Here is a 24,487-nt window from a genome sequence, read left to right on the forward strand (position 1 = left end):
TTATTATTTTTGGAACTTAACTCTATTTTGAGCTTAGCTTTGACTTCTCTCAAAGTCCGCCATAAAGCTCAGTAACGCTTTAACACCGGCTACCGGCATTGCGTTATAAATACTGGCTCGCATACCACCCACAAAACGATGACCTTTCAAGCCTTTGAAGCCTGCGGCTTCAGCCTGAGATAAAAACTCAGCATCCAGTTTGTCATCGGCAAGCTGGAAAGGCACATTCATAATAGAACGATACTGCGGGTTAACAGTATTTCGGTAAAAGTCAGACTTGTCGATAAAGTCGTACAATAACTGCGCTTTTTCATGGTTGATTCGACCCATTTCGGACAAACCACCTTGTGCCTTAAGCCATTTGAACACCAACCCAGCTAAATACCAGGCAAAGGTATTGGGGGTGTTATACATAGACCCGTCCTTAGCCTGTAACTGATAGTCCATAATCGATGAAACTTGCTTCTGCGGTGATCCCAGCAAATCTCGCTTAACGATGGCAATAGCAAAGCCTGACGGACCTATATTCTTTTGCGCGCCGGCGTAAATAACGCCGAACTTAGACACATCCAGCGGCTCTGACAAAATATTTGACGACATGTCCGCCACAATCGGCGCATTAACATTAGGAATATCGTGAAGTGCAATGCCATCAACAGTTTCATTAGGACAGTAATGAAAATACGCCGCATTGTCAGACAACTGCCAGTCGTCCGGAGACTGAATCTCCTTGCCTTTAACGCCCTCTTTTACGTGTCCGGCCACATTTACTTTAGCGACGAACTTCTCGGCCTCGCGTATAGCAAAGCCAGACCAAATACCGGTGTCGAGGTAGTCGACTGTTGAGTCAGGCGCCGCGATATTTTGCGGAACGGCTGAGAACTGGCCGCGCCCACCACCTTGCAAAAACAAAACTTCGTAGTCATCCGGAACGTCCAGTAAGTCACGTAAGTCTTGCTCTGCTTCACGAGCCATGCGCACATACGCAGGGTCACGGTGAGACATTTCCATGACGGAAACGCCTTGATTATTCCAGTTAAGAAGTTCTTCCTGAGCTTGCTTTAACACATCGACCGGCAACATTGCCGGCCCTGCTGAAAAGTTAAATACGTCACTCATTATTCTTCAGACGCTCCTTCCTCGTTGGCTTCGTTATCTGCGCTATTATCGGCAACAACGTCGCTTTCAATCAGCTCTTCGTCTTCATCTATTTCATCAATGCGCTGCAGGCCAACAACTTTTTCGTCATCGCCAGTGCGAATTAAACGCACACCCTGAGTGTTACGGCCAACAGTAGACACTTCGTTAACACGAGTTCTAACCAGTGTGCCTTTATTACTAATAAGCATAATTTCGTTGCCATCAATAACTTCCATAGCACCGACCACTGAGCCGTTACGCTCACTCACTTTTATAGAAACCACACCTTTGGTCGCTCGGCTTTTCGCTGGGTATTCAGTCAGCGGCGTACGTTTACCATAACCATTCTCTGTAACCGTCAGAACGGCCGCTTCCTGGTCTTCGTACTCACGCGGCACTATGAGTGACACAACACGCTGGTCTTCTTCCAGACGAATACCGCGAACCCCCGTTGCAGTACGACCCATTGAGCGAACCTGCTCTTCCGCAAAGCGAACAACTTTACCGGCATCGGAGAACAGCATGATGTCACCATTACCATCGGTAATATCAACACCGATAAGCTCGTCACCTTCCACCAGGTTCAGGGCGATAATGCCGCCGTTACGTGGGCGGGAATACTCAGGCAATGGCGTTTTCTTAATGGTGCCGTTCTTCGTTGCCATAACCACGAACTTGTCTTCCGGATAGTCACGGGTTGGCAGAATGGCGGTAATGCGTTCGTCATCTTCAAGTGGCAGCAAATTAACAATCGGCTTGCCTCGTGACGCACGGCTGGCTAATGGCAGCTGATACACTTTCATCCAGTAGATACGGCCACGGGTCGAGAAGCACAAAATGGTGTCGTGCGTGTTGGCAACCCACAGACGCTCAATGAAGTCTTCGTCCTTCATTTTCGTTGCCGCTTTACCTTTACCACCACGGCGCTGGGCTTCGTATTCAGTCAGTGGTTGATACTTCACGTAGCCTTCATGAGACAGTGTTAGCACAACGTCTTCTTCGTTAATAAGATCTTCCATGCTGATATCATGCGCTGCGGCAGTAATATCCGTCTTACGCTCGTCACCAAAGTTATCGCGAATCTCGACTAACTCTTCACGAATAACTTCCATGAGGCGCTCTGAGCTACGCAAAATGTGCAGTAATTCAGCAATTTGCTCTAACAGACCTTTGTATTCGTCAAGAATTTTCTCGTGCTCTAAGCCTGTGAGCTTGTGTAAGCGTAAATCAAGAATGGCTTGCGCTTGTGCTTCGGTCAGATGATAGTTATCACCTTTAATGCCGTATTCTTCCGGTAAATGATCCGGGCGTGCAGCATCAACACCAGCCGTTTCAAGCATGGCTGCAACATCACCCAGTTTCCACGCACGGGAAATAAGACCCGCTTTCGCTTCCGCAGGTGTTGGAGAGCGACGAATTAATTCAATAACTTCATCTATGTTCGCCAGCGATATTGCCAGGCCTTCCAAAATATGAGCACGCTCACGCGCCTTGCGTAACTCGTAAACTGAGCGGCGAGTCACTACTTCGCGGCGGTGACGGATGAAGCAGTCCAGCATGTCGCGCAGATTAAATAGGCGTGGCTGACCTTTATCCAGTGCCACCATGTTAATACCAAACACCACTTGTAATTGGGTGTTTGCGTATAAGTGGTTAAGTACAACCTCGCCAACGTCACCACGACGTATTTCAATGACAATGCGCATACCGTCTTTGTCAGACTCATCGCGCAGTGCACTAATACCTTCAACGCGCTTCTCTTTGACTAATTCAGCAATTTTCTCAATCAAGCGCGCTTTGTTCACCTGATACGGGATTTCCGTAACAATGATGGTCTCTTTGCCTGTTTTCTCGTCGACTTCAACTTCAGCTTTAGCACGTAAGTGAATACGCCCACGACCCGTTTTGTACGCTTCAACAATGCCGCTGCGGCCTGAAATTGTTGCAGCCGTTGGAAAGTCCGGTCCCGGGATATATTCCATTAACCCATCAACGTCGATGTCCGGGTTGTCGATCATCGCCAGTGAGCCATTGATGACTTCGGTAAGGTTGTGCGGCGGAATATTCGTTGCCATACCAACCGCGATACCGGAAGAACCGTTGACTAACAGGTTAGGAACACGGGTTGGCAGTACATCAGGAATGCGCTCAGTACCGTCGTAGTTATCAACAAAATCAACCGTTTCTTTGTCTAAATCGGCCAATAACTGGTGAGAGATTTTGGCCATGCGAATTTCGGTATAACGCATCGCCGCTGCAGAGTCACCATCAACCGAGCCAAAGTTACCCTGACCGTCAACCAACATATAGCGTAATGAAAAGTCCTGCGCCATACGAACAATAGTGTCGTAAACCGCGCTATCACCGTGTGGGTGATATTTACCGATGACATCACCGACCACACGCGCTGACTTTTTATAGGGTTTGTTGTAGTCGTTGCGTAACTCGTTCATCGCGAACAAGACACGTCTGTGTACCGGCTTAAGTCCGTCCCTGACGTCAGGCAGCGCACGCCCGACGATAACGCTCATCGCATAATCGAGATAAGAGCTTTTTAATTCATCTTCGATATTAACCGGTGACACTTCTCTGGCTAGATCGCTCATAGTTCAGTCCCTAAAATAAAAATCCGCATATCTTTGTTATTTTGATGCAGTCATTGTACCCATCCGAAACGAGTCTCGCACCCTCTTTTTCTTATTCTTTAGCTAGGGTAGACTAGCCGCGTTATTTATCGCTCACAACAGTGCATTCCATGACACAAGAAAACAAAAATACTGAACAAAAAAACGTCGATTTAGAAGAAATCTCTAAGTTCTCCGCCCTCGCCTCGCGTTGGTGGGACCCGGAAGGCGAATTCAAACCGTTGCACCAAATTAATCCGGTTCGGCTGTCTTTTATCGAGCAACACGCCAATGGGTTATTTGGAAAAAACATTCTTGATGTCGGTTGTGGTGGTGGTCTGCTAAGTGAAGCCATGGCCGAGCGCGGCGCTAAGGTTACCGGTATCGACTTAGCCGAAGAGTCATTAAAAATAGCGCGCCTACATGCATTAGAAAGCGAAATCTCTATTGATTACCAATGTGTCGCCGTAGAAAATCACGCAGCCGACCATAAAGGTCAGTATGACGCAGTTACCTGTTTGGAAATGCTGGAACACGTGCCCGACCCTGCCTCTATAGTTAAGGCATGCGCAGAAGCGGTTAAACCCGGCGGCTTGGTGTTTTTCTCAACTCTAAACCGTAACGTTAAGTCCTGGCTGCTGGGCATTTTGGCTGCTGAACATATACTTGGTTGGGTGCCCAAAGGCACACACCAGCATCAGCGCTTTATTAAGCCGTCAGAGCTCTTCCGCATGACCGATGAAGCCGGGCTTAACGAGGTTGATATTAATGGATTAATTTTTCATCCATTAAAAGGATTCACTCTGTCGAATACCGATATCGATGTGAATTACATTACCGTTTTACAAAAGCCGCTGAAGTAGCTCATGACGAATTTCGCACAGACCCCCAAGCTTCCCGAAGGCGTGCTGTTCGATCTTGACGGCACCTTGCTGAACACCGCCCCTGATCTTGGAGCTGCACTCAACAATGTGTGCGCTTTATACGGGAAAGAACCTGTTCATGAAGACACCTATACCCCTGTTGCTTCACATGGCTCCAGAGGCTTATTGAAACTGGCTTTTTCAAAAGAACTGGAAACCCATGAAAGTGAGTTAAGAAAGGCTTTCTTAGACGCCTACTCGAACAGCATTGCCGCTAAGACCCATGTGTACGAAGGTGTTGTACCGCTACTGAATGCTCTGATTCAAGCACAAATAAAAGTGGCTATTGTCACTAACAAACCCAAGCAATTGACTCAACAGCTGTTACCAAGCTTTCCCGAGTTTGATGTCTTTGAAGCAGTTGTCTGCGGAGACACTTTGAGTGTATCAAAACCCGACCCTGCACCTCTACTGCTGGCAGCAGAACAGCTGGGAGTTAACCCTACAAGCTGTATCTACGTGGGTGACGCTGAACGTGATATTCAAGCTGGGCGCAATGCTTCAATGACAACGGTACTGGCTCATTATGGGTATATTAGCGACAGCGACTCACCCGCTGACTGGAAGGCCGACTACGGCATCAGCACACCGCTTGAGTTACTGAATATTATTGGGCTACCACAACCTTGATCTATTAACCCATTTTTAAAGACAAAAAAGTTATAAAAAGCCGAGGTCCTCGCAAACTCACGTCTATTAAAGGCTAGAAAAAAATCAACAATTAAACGCTAATTTTCTTTTGCTTTTCTCGAGAATTTCACTTGATCAAAGTCTGACTAAGACCTAGCATACTGAAAAATCAAAGACACTAGATATTGTGTGAATTTCACTCTGTATAACTAATGACCACAATATCTTGTGGCTACATCTCTATAACAAAAAGCTAAGAGTCGGCGCAAAATGAACGAGCAACTGTATGTCACCAAACGTAGCGGCGAACGTGAACCGCTCAACTTAGATAAAATCCATCGAGTCATCATGTGGGCAGCAGAAGGTCTGCATAATGTTTCCGCTTCTCAAGTCGAAATTAAGTCCCATATTCAGTTTTATGATGGCATTAAAACCGAAGACATCCACGAGACCATCATCAAAGCTGCGGCGGATTTAATCTCTGAAGACGCTCCAGACTATCAGTACATGGCAGCCCGTTTGGCTATTTTCCATTTACGCAAACGCGCTTATGGAAAGTTTGAGCCACCTCGTTTATTTGATCACGTCAAGAAAATGGTGGCAGAGCACCGTTATGACGAGCACTTGCTGGAAGACTACAGCGAAGCTGAGTTCGACCAAATGGATGAGATTGTCGACCACTGGCGCGACATGAACTTCTCATACGCAGCAGTCAAGCAGCTTGAGAATAAATACCTGGTTCAAAACCGTGTAACGGGCGATATTTATGAAAGCGCTCAGTTCTTGTACATTTTAGTCGCTGCCTGCTTATTCGCGAACTACCCAAAAGCAACGCGCATGGATTACATCAAGCGCTTCTATGATGCGACGTCTGAGTTTAAAATTTCACTACCAACGCCAATTATGTCCGGCGTTCGTACACCAACGCGTCAGTTCAGCTCATGTGTGCTAATTGAAACTGGCGACAGCCTGGATTCTATCAACGCCACCGCCAGCGCCATTGTGAAATACGTTTCTCAACGCGCTGGTATTGGTATTAATGCCGGTCGCATTCGTGCGCTCGGTAGTCCAATTCGAAACGGGGAAGCGTTTCATACCGGTTGTATTCCATTCTACAAATACTTCCAGACTGCGGTTAAGAGCTGTTCGCAAGGCGGTGTTCGTGGTGGCGCGGCAACCCTCTTCTATCCATTGTGGCATTTAGAAGTAGAAAGCTTACTGGTACTTAAGAACAACCGGGGTGTTGAAGAAAACCGTGTTCGTCATTTGGACTACGGTGTTCAATTTAACCGTTTAATGTATCAACGCTTAGTTAAAGACGACTACATTACCTTATTCAGCCCGTCTGACGTGCCAGGCCTGTATGATGCCTTCTTTGAAGATCAAGAGAAGTTCGAGCAGCTGTACGTTCAGTACGAGCAAGACGAAAGCATTCGTAAAAAACGCATTAAAGCCATTGAGCTATTCAGTCTGTTTATGCAGGAGCGTGCCAGCACAGGTCGTATTTACGTACAAAACGTTGACCACTGCAATACGCATAGCCCGTTTGACTCAAAAGTTGCCCCTATTCGTCAAAGTAACCTGTGTCTGGAGATTGCTCTGCCAACTAAGCCGTTACAGCACGTCAACGACGAAGAAGGTGAAATTGCGCTATGTACCCTGTCAGCATTTAACCTGGGTAAAATTAACAACCTGGGCGAGTTTGAAGAGCTGGCCGACTTAGCCGTTCGCGCTCTGGATAGCCTACTCGACTATCAGGAGTATCCGGTACCTGCGGCTTACAACGCAACTATGAATCGTCGTACTCTGGGTATTGGTGTCATTAACTTCGCTTATTACCTGGCCAAGCACGGTGTTAAATATTCTGACGGCTCGGCGAACAGCCTGGTTCACAAGACCTTCGAAGCTATCCAGTATTACCTGATGAAAGCTTCAATGAACCTGGCGAAAGAAAAAGGGGCATGTCCGAAGTTTAACGAGACCACCTACTCACAAGGTATTATGCCAACAGACACCTACAAGAAAGACTTGGACGCTGTTTGTAATGAACCTTTGCACCTGGATTGGGATCAGCTGCGAGCTGACATCAAGCAGCACGGTATGCGCAACTCTACCCTGTCAGCGTTAATGCCATCTGAAACGTCGTCGCAAATTTCAAATGCGACCAATGGTATCGAGCCACCGCGCGGTTTTGTCAGCGTGAAAGCTTCAAAAGATGGTGTTACGAAGCAAGTGGTTCCGGACTACGAAACCCTGAAAGATAAATACGAGCTGCTGTGGCAAATTCCGAGCAACAAAGGCTACTTAGAGTTGGTGGGCATTATGCAGAAGTTTGTCGACCAAACTATTTCTGCCAACACCAACTACGATCCGAGCAAATTTGACGCGGGCAAGGTGCCTATGAAGCAGCTATTACAAGACCTGCTAACGTCATACAAGCTGGGCGTTAAGACACTTTATTATCACAACACGCGCGACGGTGCGGCCGATAACCAGTCGGATATCGCAGCTCGTCAACAATCAGAAAAGCCTGGTGCACAGCCATCTGAAGTCATCATCGAAGAAGATGACGATTGTGCCGGCGGCGCTTGTAAAATTTAAAAGAAGGATTTTGCGAAATGTCGTACTCAACGTTTAACCAGGAACAAACGAATCCGTTAACCGAACCTATGTTTTTAGGTAACTCGGTTAACGTGGCTCGATACGATCAACAAAAGCACAGTATTTTTGAAAAGCTTATAGAAAAACAAATTAGCTTTTTCTGGCGCCCTGAAGAAATTGACGTAAGCCGTGACCGAGTCGACTTTAATAAACTCACTGACAGTGAAAAGCACGTGTTTATTTCAAATCTGAAGTATCAAACACTGCTGGACTCTATTCAGGGTCGTTCACCAAATATTGCGTTGTTACCGATTGTATCCATTCCAGAGCTTGAAACCTGGATTGAGACCTGGTCATTTTTTGAGACCATTCACTCTCGCTCATACACGCATATTCTGCGTAACTTGTTTACTGACCCAAGCGAAGTGTTTGAAGACATTGTTATTAACGAGCAAATTAAAATTCGTGCGAACGATATTTCACAATACTATGACGACCTTATTTTCTACACTCAGCTGTGGCAAACCCACGGTGAAGGCGAAGTAACGGTCGACGGTGAAACATACAATGTGACTCAGCGCGAAATTAAAAAGAAACTGTTCTTGTGCATTAACTCGGTGAACGCACTGGAAGCCATTCGCTTCTACGTCAGTTTCGCTTGTACATTTGCTTTTGCAGAGCGCGAGCTGATGGAAGGTAACGCAAAAATCATTAAGCTGATTGCGCGTGACGAAAACGTCCATTTAACCTCAACTCAGCATATTCTGAACCTTTGGCAATACGGTGAAGATGACCCGGAGATGAAAGAAATTGCCGAGGAGCTGCGTGACGAAGCTTATGAAATTTTCATGACCGCAGTGAAACAGGAAAAACAGTGGGCTCACTACCTGTTCAAAGACGGCTCAATGATTGGTCTGAACGAGAGCATGTTATGTCAGTACGTTGAGTACATCGCTAACTTACGTATGCAGGCCATTGGTTTTGACGCTCCGTTCGAAAATATGCGCTCTAACCCATTACCGTGGATGAACAAGTATTTGGTTTCTGACAACGTGCAGGTGGCTCCTCAGGAAGCGGAAATTACCTCTTACCTGGTTGGTCAAATTGACAGTGAAGTCAATGCCTCCGATCTTGGGGACTTTGATCTCTAAGCTATGACTAAAACCTTTAAAGTCAAAGTTAACGGTGGGCCTGAGCTTGCCGTTGACGCGACTGAAGGAACCCTGCTCGAAGCGCTGGAAAAACACCAGCTGGAAATGCACTACCATTGCCGTAGTGGATTTTGTGGTGCATGCAGGACTAAACTAAATTCTGGCCAAGTACGTTATACCACTGAGCCGTTAGCTTACGTTCGAAAGGGCGATATTTTGCCCTGCTGTTGCGTACCGGAATCTGACTTAGATATTGAACACTAGCACAGAACGTATTGGCTATTCACAGAATCGATTACAGTCATCGGTAAGAGCCATTTGTTTTTATGCCTAAAAAATGGATAATTTCCGATAACACTGATTAAAAAAGAGGTATTTCATGTTTACAGTAATTTTTGGACGTCCTGGCTGCCCGTTCTGCGTACGCGCAAAAGAAGTTGCCGAGCAATTAAAAGCAGACCGCGATGACTTCGATTATCGCTACGTTGATATTCACGCAGAAGGTATTTCTAAAGCGGACTTAGAAAAAACCGTTGGTAAGCCGGTACACACAGTACCTCAAATATTTGTCGACGAGTCACACGTTGGCGGCTTCACTGAGTTTGAAGCATACGCAAAAGAGAATTTAGGCTTGTACACGGCTTAATGTTGTTAGCGTTAGCTTAAGAAAGGCGGCTTATTTTAGCCGCCTTTTTTGATCGCCTCTATTGCCTGCTTCACTCGTTTCTCAGACACTGGGTATTTGGTTCCAAGAGTCTGAGCAAAGAATGAAACTCTCAGCTCTTCTATCATCCAGCGAACTTCAGCCACATCTTCAGGAATCAAAGCGCCGTTTTTATAACGTTTTAAGACCGCACTATAGGCTTCCTGTAAATTACTGAGCGCTATGGTCATTAAGCGATCTTTATTGGGATCCACCGGCAGTTTTTCCAAACGACGTTGCATGGCTTTTAAGTAGCGCACAATATCGTCGAGCCGGTGTTCACCAAACCTCGAGACAAAGCCCGGAAAAATTAAGTTATCCAGTTGGTCCTGAATGTCACCTCGCGACTGAATTTGATCGAGCGGAATTTTACCTTTCAGCGCTTTGCGAACATCCTGCGAGTGTGTCAGACATTGCTCAACCCTAAGCGCTATCTGTTCAACTCGTTCGTTCAATTCGTCTCGTACTTGCTCTTTCAGGCGCTCAAAACCTTGTTCGCTTCGCAACCTATTGCCCGCTTTAAGTTGTTCGTCAATCACCGCATCAACAGCTGCGGCAATACAGTCTTCAATAAGAGTTTCTACCTTACCCCAGGGATTAAAGTACATCGCCAGCTTCGCTTTATTCGATAGCGACTTTTGCAAATGCTTTACTGGTGATGGAATTTGCTTTAACAATAGTCGACGCAAGCCCTGTCGGTGCTGCTGTTCGGCTTCTTCTTTCGAGTCAAACAACTGCAACGCAACCTCACGGCTCCCTTTAATCGCTAAGCCAGGATAAGCCTTAATTTCAAACCCCTGCTGCGCTTCCGTCACAACTTCCGGCAATTCATCAAAGTCCCAGCTTTCAACGTCATCGCGGCTGATGTCATCACCGGCAGCCTTTTCCAGACGTTGCTGAACCTTACCGGACAACTCGTCCTGTAACTGTTGTAGATCTCTGCCCTGCTTTACGAGTTTTTTTCCGTCTAATACCTTAAAGTTCATACGCAGGTGCAGCGGCATACCGCTTTCATCCCAACTGTCGTCAGGTACGGTTACGCCCGTCATACGGCGCAGTTTGTGTGTCATTGCCTCTAACAACGACGTTTCAAAGGGCTCAACGTCCGCCATTATGGCGCCAGCAAAATTAGGGGCAGGCACAAAATTTCTGCGCAACGCTTTTGGTAGTGACTTAATTAAATGAGCAATGCGCTCTTCGCGCAATGCCGGTATATGCCAGTCAAAACCTTCTGGTTTTACCTGATTAAGCACACCTAGTTGAATGTTAACGCTGACCCCGTCATCAACGGCATTAGGCTCAAAGTGATAGGTTAACGGTAAACGCAAATTATTCTGCCGCCAGAACTCTGGATAATCGTTTTCGGTAATGTGCTCAGTCTCACCGGCAATTAGATCATCACGCTCAAAAAACAATAGCTTAGGCTCTTTTTTGGCGGCTTTATGCCACCAGCCGGCTAACAGCTTTTCGTTATAAATGCCTTCCGGTATGTGCCGTTCATACGCTTCAAAAAGGACTTCCTCGTCCACCAGGATATCGCGGCGGCGCGACTTGGCTTCCAGAGCCTGAACATCTTGAATCAGTTTCAAGTTGTGTTGAATAAACGGCAACTTACGTTGCAATTGACTGTTCACTAAGCCTTCGCGGATGAATATCTCACGCGCCTTAGCCGGCGCGACCGGCCCGTATTGCACACGTCGTTTAGGCACCAGTACCAGACCCAACATAGTGACCTGTTCGTCTGCCACCACACTGCCTTTTTTCTTCTCAAAGTGTGGCTCTAAATAGCTTTTCTTCACTAAGTGAGAAGCCGCTTCCTCCACCCATAATGGGTCTATATCAGCATTAATGCGCGCATACAGCTTCGAGGTTTCGACAAGCTCAGCGGTAACCACCCATTTAGGTGGTTTACCAAAGAGCCCGGAGCCCGGAAAGATATGAAACTTAGTTTGTCGCGTGCCCTGATATTCATGCCGGTCTTCTTTCATTCCCACTTGCGACAACAAGCCAGAAATGAGCGCGCGATGCACTTGTTCATAAGTTGCTGGCTCTTCATTAATGGAAAAACCCAGTTCCCGAACCGTCTGGCGACTTTGTGTATAAATGTCCTGCCACTCGCGTAGTCGCATGAAATGAATAAATTCACGTGCCACTTGCTTGCGAAACTTATTACCTGACAGCTCTTTTTGCTTGTCTTTTATGTAATTCCACAGGTTCAGATACGCCATGAAATCGGAATGTTTATCGTGGAAACGCTGATGCCACTCATCGGCTTTTTGTTTAAACTCGTGCGGGCGCTCACGCGGATCCTGTATGCTCAACGCGGCCGTTATCACCAACATTTCCCGCACACAGCCATACTGTTTGGCGGCCAACACCATTCGCGCCAACCGAGGGTCTAACGGTAAACGAGAAAGCTGCCGTCCTATTTCCGTGAGCCTTGGCTTTTCTCGCTTTTTACCCGGCTCTATGGCATTGAGCTCTTCCAGCAGATTCAAACCGTCTTTAACAAAGCGCTCATCCGGCTTTTGTACAAACGGAAAGTCTCGAATATCCCCAAGACGCAACGCCGACATTTGAAGAATAACGGCAGCTAAGTTCGTCCGTAGTATTTCCGGGTCGGTATATTCCGGGCGCTGTAAAAAATCATCCTCACTGTACAAGCGAATACAAATGCCCGGGCCAATACGTCCACAACGTCCTTTACGCTGATTCGCGCTGGCTTGAGAGATTGGCTCAATCGGCAAGCGCTGAACCTTAGTTCGGTAGCTGTAACGACTGATACGTACTGTTCCCGGGTCGATAACATAGCGAATGCCCGGCACCGTCAATGACGTTTCCGCCACATTGGTAGCAATGACAATACGGCGCTGAGAATGTGATTGAAACACTCGGTTTTGCTCGTGAGAGGACAACCGGGCATAAAGCGGCAGTATTTCGGTGTTTCTCAGTTTTAAATCACCAATAGCGTCGGCATAATCACGAATTTCCCGCTCTCCACTGGCAAAAATGAGAATATCGCCGTCCCCTTCACTTTGCAGCTCTTCTACCGCATCGCAAACACCTTGCAAAATATCCGTTTCAGAGGTTTTATTTCCTTCTGACGGGTCGCGATAACGCACTTCCACCGGATAAGTCCGACCGCTAACCGTTAACACCGGTGCGTCATGGAAGTGTTTAGAAAAGCGTTCTGTCTCGATAGTTGCGGAAGTAATAACAACTTTTAAGTCCGGACGTTTGGGCAGCAAGGTATGTAAAACACCCAGCAAAAAGTCGATATTTAACGAGCGTTCGTGCGCCTCATCGATAATAATCGCGTCGTATTGCAGTAATAAAGGGTCTTGCTGAAGCTCGGAAAGCAACATACCATCGGTCATTAGCTTCACAGCAGTCGTCGGTGCCGTTTCATCCTGAAAGCGAATTTTGTAACCGACTTGCTGTTTAGCGTAATCCTGAAGCTCGTCGCCAATGCGCGCGGCAACACTTCGGGCCGCTAAACGTCTTGGCTGTGTATGACCTATGACACCTTGGCGACCATAACCAAGCTCCAACAGCATTTTCGGTAGCTGAGTCGTTTTACCCGATCCGGTTTCACCAGCGACAACCACCACCTGATTGTCCTCAATGGTTTTTTTTATATCATCTCGCTGCTGTGCAACCGGTAAATTTTCAGGGTATTCAATATGAAAAGACTGCTCACAGCGCTGTAAGTAATTCAGCTCCGCCTGCTCAATGTCGGCCTCGATGGCTCTGAGCACTTTTTGCTGCTTCTTTTCATCTTTTATTTTCACCAGCCCACGCAAACGACCGCGCAGTTGCGCGGCCTTTTGGTACGTACATTGCTCTAATTGAGACTGATATTTTTTAACGAAAGGGTTGGTATTCGTTTTGTTACGACTCATAAACTCCGAACTTATTCTTCCTCGTTATAAATAGCAATGTGCGTGTCACCGTCACCTTTAAAGTAACCGCGATACATGCCTTCGGTATTGAACGGCATTGCCACATTGCCGTCGGCGTCGATTATAATCACGCCACCGGTACCACCTGCTTGCTCCAGCACGCCATGAATGACTTCGTCGCCGGCCTCACTGACCGGCAGGCCTTTGTATTTAACCCGCGAACAGATATCTGCCGCCACGTGAAAGCGAATAAAATACTCACCGTGTCCAGTAGCGGATACCGCACAACTGTCGTTGTCCGCCCAAGTGCCAGCGCCAATAATGGGTGAATCGCCTATTCTACCATAACGTTTTGCCGTCATGCCGCCTGTTGACGTACCCGCGCTTAATAGTCCGTTTTTATCAACCGCAACTGCGCCGACAGTACCGTATTTATAGTCTAAGTCGAGATATTCCCAGGCTTGCTGTTCAGGCTGCTCACTGGCCTTAATCTTTTCTTTCGCCTTTAACAGCTGTTGATAACGACGTTCAGTATTAAAATAGCTGTTATCAACCTGCTCTAAACCTTGTTGCTTAGCGAACTGCTCAGCCCCTTCGCCACTAAGCATGACGTGTACCGACTCTTCCATCACCTCACGTGCCAGCTCAATAGGACTTTTCACGGTTTTTACACCAGCCACCGCGCCGGCGTTACCTTTCTCACCTTCCATTAATGACGCATCCAGCTCATGTTCACCGTCCCAGGTATATACGGCTCCTTTGCCGGAGTTAAACAACGGCGACTCTTCCATCACTTGGATAGCCGCAATAACCGCAGTTGTGCTGTCACCACCGTCTTTCAATACAGCCCGGCCCGCTTCTAACGCTTCGTTCAGTTTGTCTTTGTAGGCTTGCTCTTGTTCATCCGTTAAATTTGCACGCGTAATAGTACCGGCACCACCGTGAATTGCCATTGCGTATTCAACACCGTGATCATCCGCCTGCAGCGGCGCTGATCCAATCAGTGCGCCAGCCAGTATCGATAATAGAAATGTTTTTTTCATAATAAATGTCCCCTGCTTTTTATTGTATTTCGTCTAGTCTTATTAGAGGGGATAAACACGCATTTATCAATGCGATTGATGGAGGGATTATGCCAACTTATCGTGTTAACTATGAGCACATTGGCTCGAAAGGCGACATTACCGTTGAAGTGCCAACCGAAGCCGCATCAGGCGACCAGCAGCAACTCGAAGATGCCATTGCCCGTCGTGTAGGCGAGCGGGTGTTACCACATGCCGAGCTTGCCTTTCGTCATGACGACAACCGAACACTGACAGAAAAATTGAAGAAGGCTTACGACTTAACTATTGAGGGGTATGAGCGCGTTTAAAAAGCTGTTTTGATAACCCAGGCTCAATAAGTGACTGAATTTAGTGTCGCGCTCATGCTATAGTTTTTCTTTTAAACAGAGCAGCTTAAGCTTAGGTTATGGCACAAAACGAACAAGAAACTTTTTACTGGCACGATTATGAGACTTGGGGGGCTAACCCGCTGGTTGACCGTCCGGCGCAATTTGCGGGGCTTCGCACCGATACGGGCTTTAATGTGGTTGGCCGCCCGTTAACGCTGTATGTGCAGCCCACGCCTGATTTTCTGCCTAACCCTGAGGCAACCTTAGTTACCGGAATAACGCCGCAGCTCGCATTAAAGCAAGGTGTTAGTGAGGCTGCGTTCAGTAAAGCCATTGCCGAAGAGTTTCAAAAGCCCAACACCACCATTATTGGTTACAACAATATTCGCTTTGACGACGAAGTAACCCGCTCCCTGTTCTATCGCAACTTCTATGACCCTTATGAATACAGCTGGCAAAATGGCAACTCAAGATGGGACTTAATTGATGTCACTCGAGCTTGCTTTGCGTTGCGTCCTGAAGGTATTAACTGGCCAGACAATGAGGACGGTCAGCCCAGCCTGAAACTCGAACACTTAAGTGTGGCGAATAACATTGAACACGGCCAGGCGCACGATGCAATGTCCGATGTTTACGCCACTATTGGTCTGGCTAAACTCATTAAAGAAAAGCAGCCAAAGTTATGGCAGTGGGCGTACAGTATTCGACGTAAGCAAAAGCTGCTTAACCTTTTCAACTGGCAAGCGCCCGAGCCGGTAGCACACGTCAGTGGCTTTTACGGCACCGTAAACCGGTATTTATCAGCTATATTGCCACTGGGCTTTCACCCTAAGCAAAACAGTAACGTCATTGCCTGGGACTTGCGCATTGATCCTAAAATCTTTGCTGATAAGTCGGTCGATGAACTCGTTGAACTGACTTACACCAGCCGCAAAGAGCTGGAAGCTCAAGGACAGCAAAAAAGTGGTCTACAAAACATTCATTTAGGGCGCAGTCCGTTTCTTGCGCCTATTAAAACAATCTCTGAGGAGGCTTCTGCACGAGCTGACCTTAATATGGAAACCGTAGCTGCCAATGCGCAGTGGCTGCAGGAAAACAGTGCGTTCAGAGACAAGTTAATGCAAGTGTTCGAGCAAACCAAAGAGTTTGCCCCAAGGACCGATGTTGACCACCAAATTTACGACGGATTTTTCTCGCCACAAGACAAAAAGCACATGGAAATTATTCGAGCGTCAGAGCCGCAACAATTGGCTGGGTTGGATTTAGCCTTTGAAGACCCGCGTATGGAAAAGCTACTGCTGAGGTATCGTGCTCGTAACTATCCGTCGACATTAACGGACAAAGAACTGAACCAATGGCGTCAATTTTGCCAGCAACGCCTTATTGATCCGCCAGAAGGTATGCTCTCTGCGGACGCTTTTGCACTGCGTCTGGAAGAGCTGGCTAACCAGCATCAGGAAGACGCGCACAAACTGCGCCTTTTAAAGTCACTGTATGACTACGCCGCCTCGCTCTAACACTCAGTCATACGACTACATTATTGTCGGAGCCGGCTCTGCCGGCTGTACGCTTGCCAATAGGCTTACTGAAAGTATGGGGGCTTGAGAATTTGCGTGTGATAGATGCCTCAATTATGCCTACCCTTATTAGCGGTAACACCAACGCACCCACTATCGCTATTGCAGAAAAAGGCGCCGACTTAATAAAAGCCGACGCCTAGTTTTTACCAGCATTTATCGGTTAACAGCAGTTACTTCTCGTTCTTACTGCCAACCCGTAATAAACGTGCCAGTGCCGGAATAAGAATAAGCGCGCCCAACATATTCCAGAGGAACATGAAGGTCAGCAGTATGCCCATATCCGCCTGGAACTTAATTGGCGAGAATATCCAGGTTGCGACACCTATGGCCAGCGTAAGACCAGTGAAGCCAACCGCTTTACCCGTATTGTCCAGGGAATACTTGTACGTATCCTGCAGCGACATACCCTGCTGTAAGCCTTCTTTCACTTTACTGTAAATATAAATACCGTAGTCAACACCAATACCGACCCCCAGGGCAATAACCGGTAAGGTAGCCACTTTAATACCAATCCCAAGCACCGCCATTAAGCCTTGGCTCATTACGGTCGTAAAGGCAAGCGGTAAAATAATACAAGCGACTGCTCTTAAGCTACGGAAACTAATGAAGCACAGCACAATAACAACGCCATAAACCCACAACAGCATTTTATTCTGGGCTTTTTCAATAACGGAGTTCGTCGCCGCTTCAATACCGGAATTACCGGCAGCCATTAGCAGATCAAGACCCTCCTGTTGATAGCGACCATTAAAGCTTTCCACAGAGTCTACGACCGTTTGCAGCGTTTTGGCTTTGTGATCATCCAAGTAAATGATGATTGGTGCCATTGAGCAGTCGTTATTAATTAAACCATCTGGAATGCGGCTTAATGAGGCGTTAATAACATACTTGTTGCGGTTCAGGCTGAACCACTTCAGGCTCCCCTCATTAATACCGAACATGCCCATTTTTGATACATAGACGACTGATTTAACGTCTTGCACACCTGGGGTGTTCTCCATGTGCCAGCTGAAGCGCTCCATTAGCTCTAAGTTGTCGTAAGCAATGCATTGCTCTGGGGCAGAAGCTGCCATAACAACAAAAATATCAGTACTTGAGCTGTAGTTGTCGACAATAAAGGCGTTGTCCTGGTTGTAACGACTATCAGGACGCAATTCCGGAGCCCCTTTGTCCAGGTCACCAATTTCCATGTTCTGGCTGTTTATTAAGCCCCAGGCCAACATCGCCAACGCAACCGCTACTGCGGAATACGCCCACTTGGGTTGGGTAAATTTGGAAAACAGCTCAAATATTGGATGACGCTCGCCTTCAATGCGTTTCTCATACTCAACACCATTTTTTGAGGTGCCCAGGTATGACATAAGGATAGGTAACAAGCCAAGGTTGGTCAGAACCACAACAGCCACACCAATACTGGCGGCAATGGCCAGCTCTTTAATGACTTCGATATCAATGACCATTAGCGTGGTAAAGCCAATAGCATCACTGGCAAGCGCCGTTAAGCCCGCCACGTACAAACCGCGGAACGCCAGTTTAGCTGACTCAAGCTTGTCAAAACCTGCAACTCTATTATGGCTAATGGCATTGATAACCTGAACGCCGTGCGAAACCCCTATCGCAAAGACTAGGAACGGCACCAACATGGAGTACGGGTTAATACCGCTACCAATAAGTTTGATAATACCCAATTGCCAAAGTACCGCGATAATAGAGCAGCCAAGCACCGTAAAGGTACTACGCCAGCAACGGCTGTAGGCATACAGCATGGCTAACGTAATAGCGATAGCCAGCAAGAAAAACAAACCGACCTGCTCAGCGCCCTCGATAAGGTCGCCAATTAACTTAGCAAAGCCGGTAATGTGAATAGCAATGTCTTCACTTTGGTACTTGTCGCGAACCAGGGTTTCCAACTTTTCAGAAAACTCCTGATAATCCAGCTTCTCGCCTGTTTCCGGATGAACTTCGTCGAGTGGCACGTAGATGATGGTCGACTCAAAGTTATTAGCAACTAAGTTCCCTACCTCGCCAGATCGCAGAACGTTTGTCCGCAGTTGCTCTAACGATTCTTCACTGCCGTCATAGCCATCCGGAATAACCGGACCGCCCACAAAGCCTTCTTCTGTTACTTCCATCCAGCGAACATTGGGCGTCCACAGACTTCTCAGCCCTGAACGGTTAACACCAGGAATAAAGAAGACTTCATCAGTTATTTCCTGAAGCTTCTTTTGAAAGTCAGCGTCAAAAATATCGCCATTTTTGTGCTCAACAGCAATACGGACCACGTTGCCCAAACTGGCTAAGTCATCCTGATACTCAAAGTAGTTTTGAATAAATGGATGATGCGTTGGAATCATCTTGGTCAGGCTTGCGTCCGGGCGCACCTGAGCGGCGTTGTACCCCAGAAAAACAGTGATCAGTAAAAATATGACCAGCCAGGGCGCCCGAAAACCAAAAAGTAACTTCTCAATAATTCCCGCCGGCTTTTTTGATATTGGATTATCCATTGTTACTGCGCTCCTTGTTGAGATGCCAACGCTTCTTCCTCGGTGACTTTAGCGGGCCAGTGTAATAGACCACTGCGTCCTGTCATGAGCCATTCGCCGTCATTGACCACAACAATATCTGTCATTACCGAGCCGCTGGGATGTCTTAACGATTCAACGTTAAGAGCTGCATCCACTTTTAAAATTGTTCCTGAGTGGCCAACTATCAGTTGTTCTCCTGAGTCTGTTGCTACACCAGCCGATAAGTTCACGCTAGTACCGGTTTCTATTTGCTCAAATGACTGTCCTTTGTCTTCCGACACATAAACGTTACCACGCAAGCCATACACCCATAATTTGTTGGCATTATCTAAGTGCGCTCCAAACAAGGAGCCGCGATACGGTGACTCTAAGCGCGTCCAGTCCTCTCCGCTATTTTCGCTACTAAACAGCAAGCCCGCCTCTCCAACAATGAAGAAGTCACTGTTGCGAGCAATAATCGCATTTAAATGATAACCGCCCGGGTTTTCCAGCTTGTCAGAAATAACCTGCCAGTTAGCACCACCGTCAGAGGTTTTTAAGAAGGTGCCATAAGCTCCTATTGCGAAAGCTGTTTGCTCGTCTACCGCTAAAATATCCAAAAACGGTTTGCTTGGGCCTTCTTCTTCAGCAACTTCAATATTGCTGATTTGGAATTGCATTTCTTCAAGCTGCCATTCAAGTTCGCTGATAACCTCATCATCTTCTTCAGTTTCCAGACGATCTTGAAGAGTAGCTACTTTTTTCTGGTAAAACGCTTTCTCCAGCGCCATTAACTGAAAACCGTCGAGTTGACGTGTCCAAGTCTGACCACCGTCTTCAGTCGTTAAAATAACGCCGTGATGCCCGGTCGCCCAGCCTTTTTCTGCGCTCGCAAAGTCAACACTGGTTATTAATACGCTGCTATCTACATCGGCCTGTATCCAGCTACCGCTCTCATCCTGGCGAATCACATTACCGTGTGCGCCAACAGCAACCAATTGTTGACCATTTGATGCGATTTCAATGAGAACTTCACTTTGTATTTCATCAGACGACAGTGCCGGTGCACTGATAACCTCGTAATCAGTGTTTGTTGTTGTATTGCCATCCTGGGCATATACTGCGGTGCTAAACAACGCACCCAACAACAGCCCGAATTGGGCAAAAGACGAACGCATGGAACCTCCTGGGTACTCAAAATGTCATAGGATTGTATAAGCTCAATATTATTTGAAAACCTTTTTTCGTTAAATTCGTGCTTTTTTTCGTTAAAGTATTGCCTGAGAGGTCAGTCCTCTGGCAAAGTGATGTTGGAAAGTAGAACAACAAGGAAAATCATAATGAATAAACTGATGCTAAAAGCTGGCGTATTCGCCATGTCGGTGATATCCGCGAGCGTTGCGGCTAAAGTATCACCTGAAGAAGCCGCACGGCTTGGTCAAGACTTAACACCTATTGGTGCTGAAAAAGCGGCAAATGCCGATGGTTCTATCCCTGCGTGGGACGGTGGTTACTCTGATCACTCCGTTGAAGTTGTTCGCGGTAACGACCCTTTCGCCGATGAAAAACCATTATTCACTATTACTCACGACAACCTGGACGAATACAAAGATAACTTAACGCCAGGCCAAGTGGCTATGTTCGAGAAATACTCGGACTATAAAATGCATGTTTACCCAACTCATCGCACAGCAACCTACCCGGATGAGCTGTGGCCAAAAATTAAGTCAAACGCAGAAAACGCAGAAATGGTTGCCGGTGGTAACGGCTTAGAGAATTTCGATACCACCATTCCATTTCCTATTCCGCAAAACGGTCTGGAAGTCCTTTGGAACCACATTACCCGATACCGTGGTGGCGCTGTGGCTCGTAACATTGCCCAATTCCCGGTACTGTCAAACGGGGACTACGTAACTGTAGAATTAAAAGAGACTTTGGCTTTCCCTGAGTATCTGGAAACAGGTCGTCAGGAAGCCGATGACAATATTCTTTTTTACTTCATGCAGGAAGTTGAAGCGCCTTCACGCTTAACCGGCACTGTATTGTTGGTTCATGAAACCATTAACCAGGTAAAAGAAGGTCGCCGTGCATGGATTTACAACGCCGGTCAGCGTCGTGTCCGTCGTGCACCTAACGTCGCTTATGACGGTCCGGGTACAGCGGCAGATGGTCTGCGTACTTCAGATAACCTGGATATGTATAACGGTGCCCCAGACAAGTACAACTGGGAGCTTAAGGGCAAAAAAGAAATTTATATCCCTTATAACAACTTTAAAATCATGGATCCTGAGTTGGAGTATGAAGACATTATCCAGGCAGGTCACATGAACCAGGATCTTATCCGTTATGAAAAACACCGCGTTTGGGTTGTGGAAGGTAGCCTGAAAGAAGGTGAACGTCACATTTACTCAAAACGTACCATGTACATTGACGAAGACAGCTGGACAGCTTCTATCATCGACCATTATGACGGTCGTGGTGAGCTATGGCGTGTTGGTGAGGCACTGAATACTCAGTTCTACAATCAGGACGTTCCATGGATGGCTGCAGAAGCACTGTACGACTTAGACTCTGGTCGTTATATCTCTCTTGGTTTGGGTAACGAAGAAAGCCCATACATGGAGTGGGATATTGAGGTGAGCCGTGACGAGTTCACTACTAACGCCCTGCGCCGTAAAGGCTTTAGATAAGCCGATACTGGTGATAAACCACTAAAAAGGAGACTCACATGAGTCTCCTTTTTTCTTGTCAGGTGCTCTTTTTGACTTCTTACCATTATCCTCTGTAGCCTGACTTTGTTACGTCAGGTTCTAACCTTCAACATCTCACCTGATGCAATAGCATCAGGCTGCTGCGGTTAGATTACTTTTCCAGGCGAGCCAACAGGCTTGAAGTGTCCCAGCGGTTGCCCCCCATTTTCTGAACATCGGCGTAGAACTGGTCAACTAAGGCTGTTAGTGGCATAGAAAGACCTTGTCTGTCGGCTTCGTTCAAAGCAATTTTCAAGTCTTTGCGCATCCAGTCTACCGCAAATCCATGCTCATATTCGTTATTCCACATGGTTTTATAACGGTTTTCCATTTGCCAGGAGCCAGCGGCGCCCTGGCTAATAGCAGCAATAAGTTTATCGGGGTCTAGCCCAACCTTGCGTGCAAACTGCAGACCTTCAGATAGCCCTTGTACCACGCCGGTAATACAAATTTGGTTCACCATTTTGGCCAACTGCCCGGCTCCTGCTTCGCCCATCAGCTCCCTCGTTTTCGTATAACACGCTAACGCGTCGCTAACTGCATCAAAAGCAGATTGTTCGCCGCCGATCATGGCTGTCAGAACACCATTCTCTGCGCCTGCCTGCCCACCCGATACGGGCGCATCAAGGAACTGACCACCTTGCTTTTTCACAGCTTCGTTAAGTTCTCTGGCCAGTTCTGCTGACGCCGTGGTGTGATCAACCACAATGGCTCCACTTTTTAAACCACTTAAAATGCCGTCGTCGCCATAAAACACGCTACGCACATCATCATCGTTACCCACACAGACTAAAACAATATCCGCATTTTGCACCGCTTGTGCCGGTGTTGCACCATAGCGCCCCTGATACTCTTCAACCCAGGCTTTTGCTTTACTTTCAGTACGGTTATACACGCAGGTATCAAAGCCTTTCGTTTGTAAGTGTCCGGCCATTGGATAGCCCATAACACCTAAACCAATAAATGCGCACTGTATTGTCATTGTTCGTTCTCCGGTTTCTTAATCAACCAATGCTGGTAGCGCCCTAAATCGCGATAAGGCGGCTGCTGATTATATTTCAGTTCAATCGCCAGCAGTTCATCAAAGCGCTGCTGATGCTCCAGGTTTCTCAGATAGTCATGAAAACAGCGAACACCAGTTTTTTGAATAACCTCGAGTCCAAGCTCATTCAATATATTCTGAACATCGTCCGGCACTAACGGATTCTGCGGGCTTAACCGTACTGTTTTCTTAACCTTTAACCCTCGTTCTATGTAATCAAAATTGCCGTAAATGGCATTAGCAAACAGCTTTGCATTGCGGTTATAGAACATAAGCGAGAGTGTACCGCCCGGTGCTAATAACGTCTTTAACTGGGTTAATGCTGTTTCAGCATCTGGCATCCATTCCAAAACCGCATGGCAGAGCACTATTGGGAACTGGCCTTCATTACTTGCTAACGTCGCTAAATCGGCCGTTTGGTAGCGACAGTTATCGGCTAACCCCAGCTCTTTGTGACGCAACCGAGCGGCTTCAACCATCTCTTCTGAAATGTCGGTGTGCAAAACCTCGAAGCCTTTTTCCAGAAACCACTCATTGGCCTGCCCCAGGCCGGCACCAACATCCAGTACCCGACAAGACTCACTGTTTAATAGCGGCTGTAAGTCTTCCCTAAGAACCGCCATTCTCAAGCGACCTTTCGTACTATCGTAAATGTTTTTCGAGAACTTTTTACTGATACCGCTAAAGTCGCCACGCGAGCGTTTTTCATTTTTCATTTACGTTCCGCCTAAGCTGGGCTGTCTATGTCAATAAATTGAACGTCCAGGCTAAACTTCTTAGCAATATGCTCACCTAGGGCTTTTGCTCCGTAGCGCTCTGTAGCATGGTGGCCAGCCGCATAAAAGCCGATGCCTTGTTCACGGGCACTGTGAATGGTTGGCTCTGATACTTCGCCGGTAATAAACGCATCGGCACCCAAGGCTGCCGCCCGATCGATAAAGCCTTGCCCGCCACCGGTACACCAGGCTAGTTTCTGAATGGGCCGAATAGGCTCTACCCAGCAGGTCAATGGCCGCTGGAGTTTCTGTTCAAGGTCATTTGCCAGCAACTGCCCTGTCACCGACTCTTTTAAAGAGCCCATAACTAAAGGGCACGCCGGATCATTCGCATCGACTGGTCCTTCCATTTGCCAGCCCATAAGCTTTGCCAGCTGGGCGTTATTACCCACCTCAGGATGAACATCAAGCGGTAAATGATACGCAAATAAATTAATGTCGTGCTTAAGCAGTTGTTTGATACGTGCTTTTTTCATGCCTGTTATAGGCTCAGGCTCGCCCTTCCAGAAATAACCATGATGCACGAGAATAGCGTCAGCTTGCTCATCAACAGCTCTGTCAATTAGCGCCTGACACGCTGTCACTCCAGTAATGACTTTGCCTATAAACTCAGAGCCCTCTACCTGTAACCCGTTTGGGCAATAGTCTTTTATCGCCCCGCTGTTCAAATACGAATTCAAATAATGGTGAAGTTCAGAACGCTTAATTGTCATACCGCTTTCTCACTTAAAAGGCCTGAAAAAACGTTATATTAACGTAAATTAGACA

General features: G+C 47.1%; 18 protein-coding genes and 1 pseudogene. 10 read left to right on the top strand and 9 right to left on the bottom strand.

All coding sequences use genetic code 11. The features are described 5' to 3' along the window. Window positions 1-33: 33 nt before the first annotated feature. Together serC and gyrA are read right to left on the bottom strand one after the other, a co-directional pair. Entirely contained in the window at window positions 34-1,119 is a 1,086-nt protein-coding gene (serC, locus tag CWI73_RS02280) for a 3-phosphoserine/phosphohydroxythreonine transaminase (protein WP_126751357.1), read from the bottom strand. After that, window positions 1,119-3,746: a DNA gyrase subunit A gene (gene gyrA, locus CWI73_RS02285; RefSeq protein WP_126751358.1), complete on the bottom strand. Its 2,628-nt coding sequence runs from the start codon at window positions 3,744-3,746 to the stop codon at window positions 1,119-1,121. Before gyrA ends, serC begins: the two co-directional genes overlap by 1 nt. Before the next feature lie 149 nt (window positions 3,747-3,895). Between gyrA and ubiG the strand changes: the two genes are divergently transcribed. The 6 genes from ubiG (at window position 3,896) to CWI73_RS02315 (ending at window position 9,715) form a co-directional block, all read left to right on the top strand. Further along, on the top strand, window positions 3,896-4,627 hold the full coding sequence (gene ubiG, locus CWI73_RS02290) for a bifunctional 2-polyprenyl-6-hydroxyphenol methylase/3-demethylubiquinol 3-O-methyltransferase UbiG (RefSeq protein ID WP_126751359.1): 732 nt from the start codon (window positions 3,896-3,898) through the stop codon (window positions 4,625-4,627). A 3-nt stretch (window positions 4,628-4,630) separates the two neighbouring features. Beyond that, window positions 4,631-5,317 (top strand): HAD family hydrolase, encoded by a 687-nt coding sequence (locus tag CWI73_RS02295; RefSeq protein WP_126751360.1) that lies wholly within the window; start codon window positions 4,631-4,633, stop codon window positions 5,315-5,317. Window positions 5,318-5,587: 270 nt separating this feature from the next. Then, the gene (nrdA, locus tag CWI73_RS02300) at window positions 5,588-7,918 is read left to right on the top strand and encodes a class 1a ribonucleoside-diphosphate reductase subunit alpha (protein WP_126751361.1); all 2,331 of its coding nucleotides are present in this window, start codon (window positions 5,588-5,590) and stop codon (window positions 7,916-7,918) included. A gap of 17 nt (window positions 7,919-7,935) precedes the next feature. Continuing rightward, complete coding sequence (nrdB, locus tag CWI73_RS02305) at window positions 7,936-9,069, top strand: class Ia ribonucleoside-diphosphate reductase subunit beta (RefSeq protein WP_053953809.1); 1,134 nt, start codon at window positions 7,936-7,938, stop codon at window positions 9,067-9,069. Window positions 9,070-9,072: 3 nt separating this feature from the next. Beyond that, window positions 9,073-9,333: a class I ribonucleotide reductase maintenance protein YfaE gene (yfaE, locus tag CWI73_RS02310; protein ID WP_126751362.1), complete on the top strand. Its 261-nt coding sequence runs from the start codon at window positions 9,073-9,075 to the stop codon at window positions 9,331-9,333. A 115-nt stretch (window positions 9,334-9,448) separates the two neighbouring features. After that, entirely contained in the window at window positions 9,449-9,715 is a 267-nt protein-coding gene (locus CWI73_RS02315) for a GrxA family glutaredoxin (RefSeq protein ID WP_100692048.1), read from the top strand. 35 nt (window positions 9,716-9,750) lie between these two features. Here the strand turns inward: CWI73_RS02315 and hrpA are convergent, their stop codons facing one another. Continuing rightward, window positions 9,751-13,674, bottom strand: coding sequence for an ATP-dependent RNA helicase HrpA (gene hrpA / locus CWI73_RS02320; protein ID WP_126751363.1), 3,924 nt, complete (start codon window positions 13,672-13,674; stop codon window positions 9,751-9,753). An 11-nt stretch (window positions 13,675-13,685) separates the two neighbouring features. Next, window positions 13,686-14,717, bottom strand: coding sequence for an isoaspartyl peptidase/L-asparaginase family protein (locus CWI73_RS02325; protein WP_126751364.1), 1,032 nt, complete (start codon window positions 14,715-14,717; stop codon window positions 13,686-13,688). 89 nt (window positions 14,718-14,806) lie between these two features. Between CWI73_RS02325 and CWI73_RS02330 the strand changes: the two genes are divergently transcribed. The 3 genes and pseudogenes from CWI73_RS02330 to CWI73_RS02340 form a co-directional block, all read left to right on the top strand. Further along, complete coding sequence (locus tag CWI73_RS02330; protein WP_126751365.1) at window positions 14,807-15,046, top strand: hypothetical protein; 240 nt, start codon at window positions 14,807-14,809, stop codon at window positions 15,044-15,046. A gap of 98 nt (window positions 15,047-15,144) precedes the next feature. Then, entirely contained in the window at window positions 15,145-16,584 is a 1,440-nt protein-coding gene (gene sbcB / locus CWI73_RS02335) for an exodeoxyribonuclease I (RefSeq protein WP_126751366.1), read from the top strand. A 68-nt stretch (window positions 16,585-16,652) separates the two neighbouring features. Continuing rightward, window positions 16,653-16,787: pseudogene (locus CWI73_RS02340) on the top strand (GMC oxidoreductase); the annotation flags it as partial. 30 nt (window positions 16,788-16,817) lie between these two features. On the opposite strand, the gene CWI73_RS02345 reads toward CWI73_RS02340, so the two are convergent. Together CWI73_RS02345 and CWI73_RS02350 are read right to left on the bottom strand one after the other, a co-directional pair. Further along, entirely contained in the window at window positions 16,818-19,151 is a 2,334-nt protein-coding gene (locus CWI73_RS02345) for an efflux RND transporter permease subunit (protein ID WP_126751367.1), read from the bottom strand. A 2-nt stretch (window positions 19,152-19,153) separates the two neighbouring features. After that, on the bottom strand, window positions 19,154-20,329 hold the full coding sequence (locus tag CWI73_RS02350) for a WD40/YVTN/BNR-like repeat-containing protein (RefSeq protein ID WP_126751368.1): 1,176 nt from the start codon (window positions 20,327-20,329) through the stop codon (window positions 19,154-19,156). Window positions 20,330-20,491: 162 nt separating this feature from the next. On the opposite strand from CWI73_RS02350, the gene CWI73_RS02355 reads away from it, so the two are divergent. Next, on the top strand, window positions 20,492-21,841 hold the full coding sequence (locus CWI73_RS02355; protein ID WP_126751369.1) for a DUF1329 domain-containing protein: 1,350 nt from the start codon (window positions 20,492-20,494) through the stop codon (window positions 21,839-21,841). Window positions 21,842-22,013: 172 nt separating this feature from the next. Here the strand turns inward: CWI73_RS02355 and CWI73_RS02360 are convergent, their stop codons facing one another. The 3 genes from CWI73_RS02360 to CWI73_RS02370 are packed head-to-tail and all read right to left on the bottom strand — an operon-like array spanning window position 22,014 to window position 24,432. Continuing rightward, window positions 22,014-22,883 carry an NAD(P)-dependent oxidoreductase gene (locus CWI73_RS02360; RefSeq protein WP_126751370.1) on the bottom strand — a complete coding sequence of 290 codons (870 nt, stop codon included), beginning with the start codon at window positions 22,881-22,883 and terminating at the stop codon, window positions 22,014-22,016. Beyond that, entirely contained in the window at window positions 22,880-23,659 is a 780-nt protein-coding gene (locus tag CWI73_RS02365; protein WP_126751371.1) for a methyltransferase domain-containing protein, read from the bottom strand. Before CWI73_RS02365 ends, CWI73_RS02360 begins: the two co-directional genes overlap by 4 nt. Window positions 23,660-23,670: 11 nt before the next feature. Then, entirely contained in the window at window positions 23,671-24,432 is a 762-nt protein-coding gene (locus tag CWI73_RS02370; protein WP_126751372.1) for a Nif3-like dinuclear metal center hexameric protein, read from the bottom strand. Window positions 24,433-24,487 lie beyond the last annotated feature (55 nt).

Source organism: Idiomarina piscisalsi (genome assembly GCF_003987095.1).
Taxonomy (GTDB): Bacteria; Pseudomonadota; Gammaproteobacteria; order Enterobacterales; family Alteromonadaceae; genus Idiomarina; species Idiomarina piscisalsi.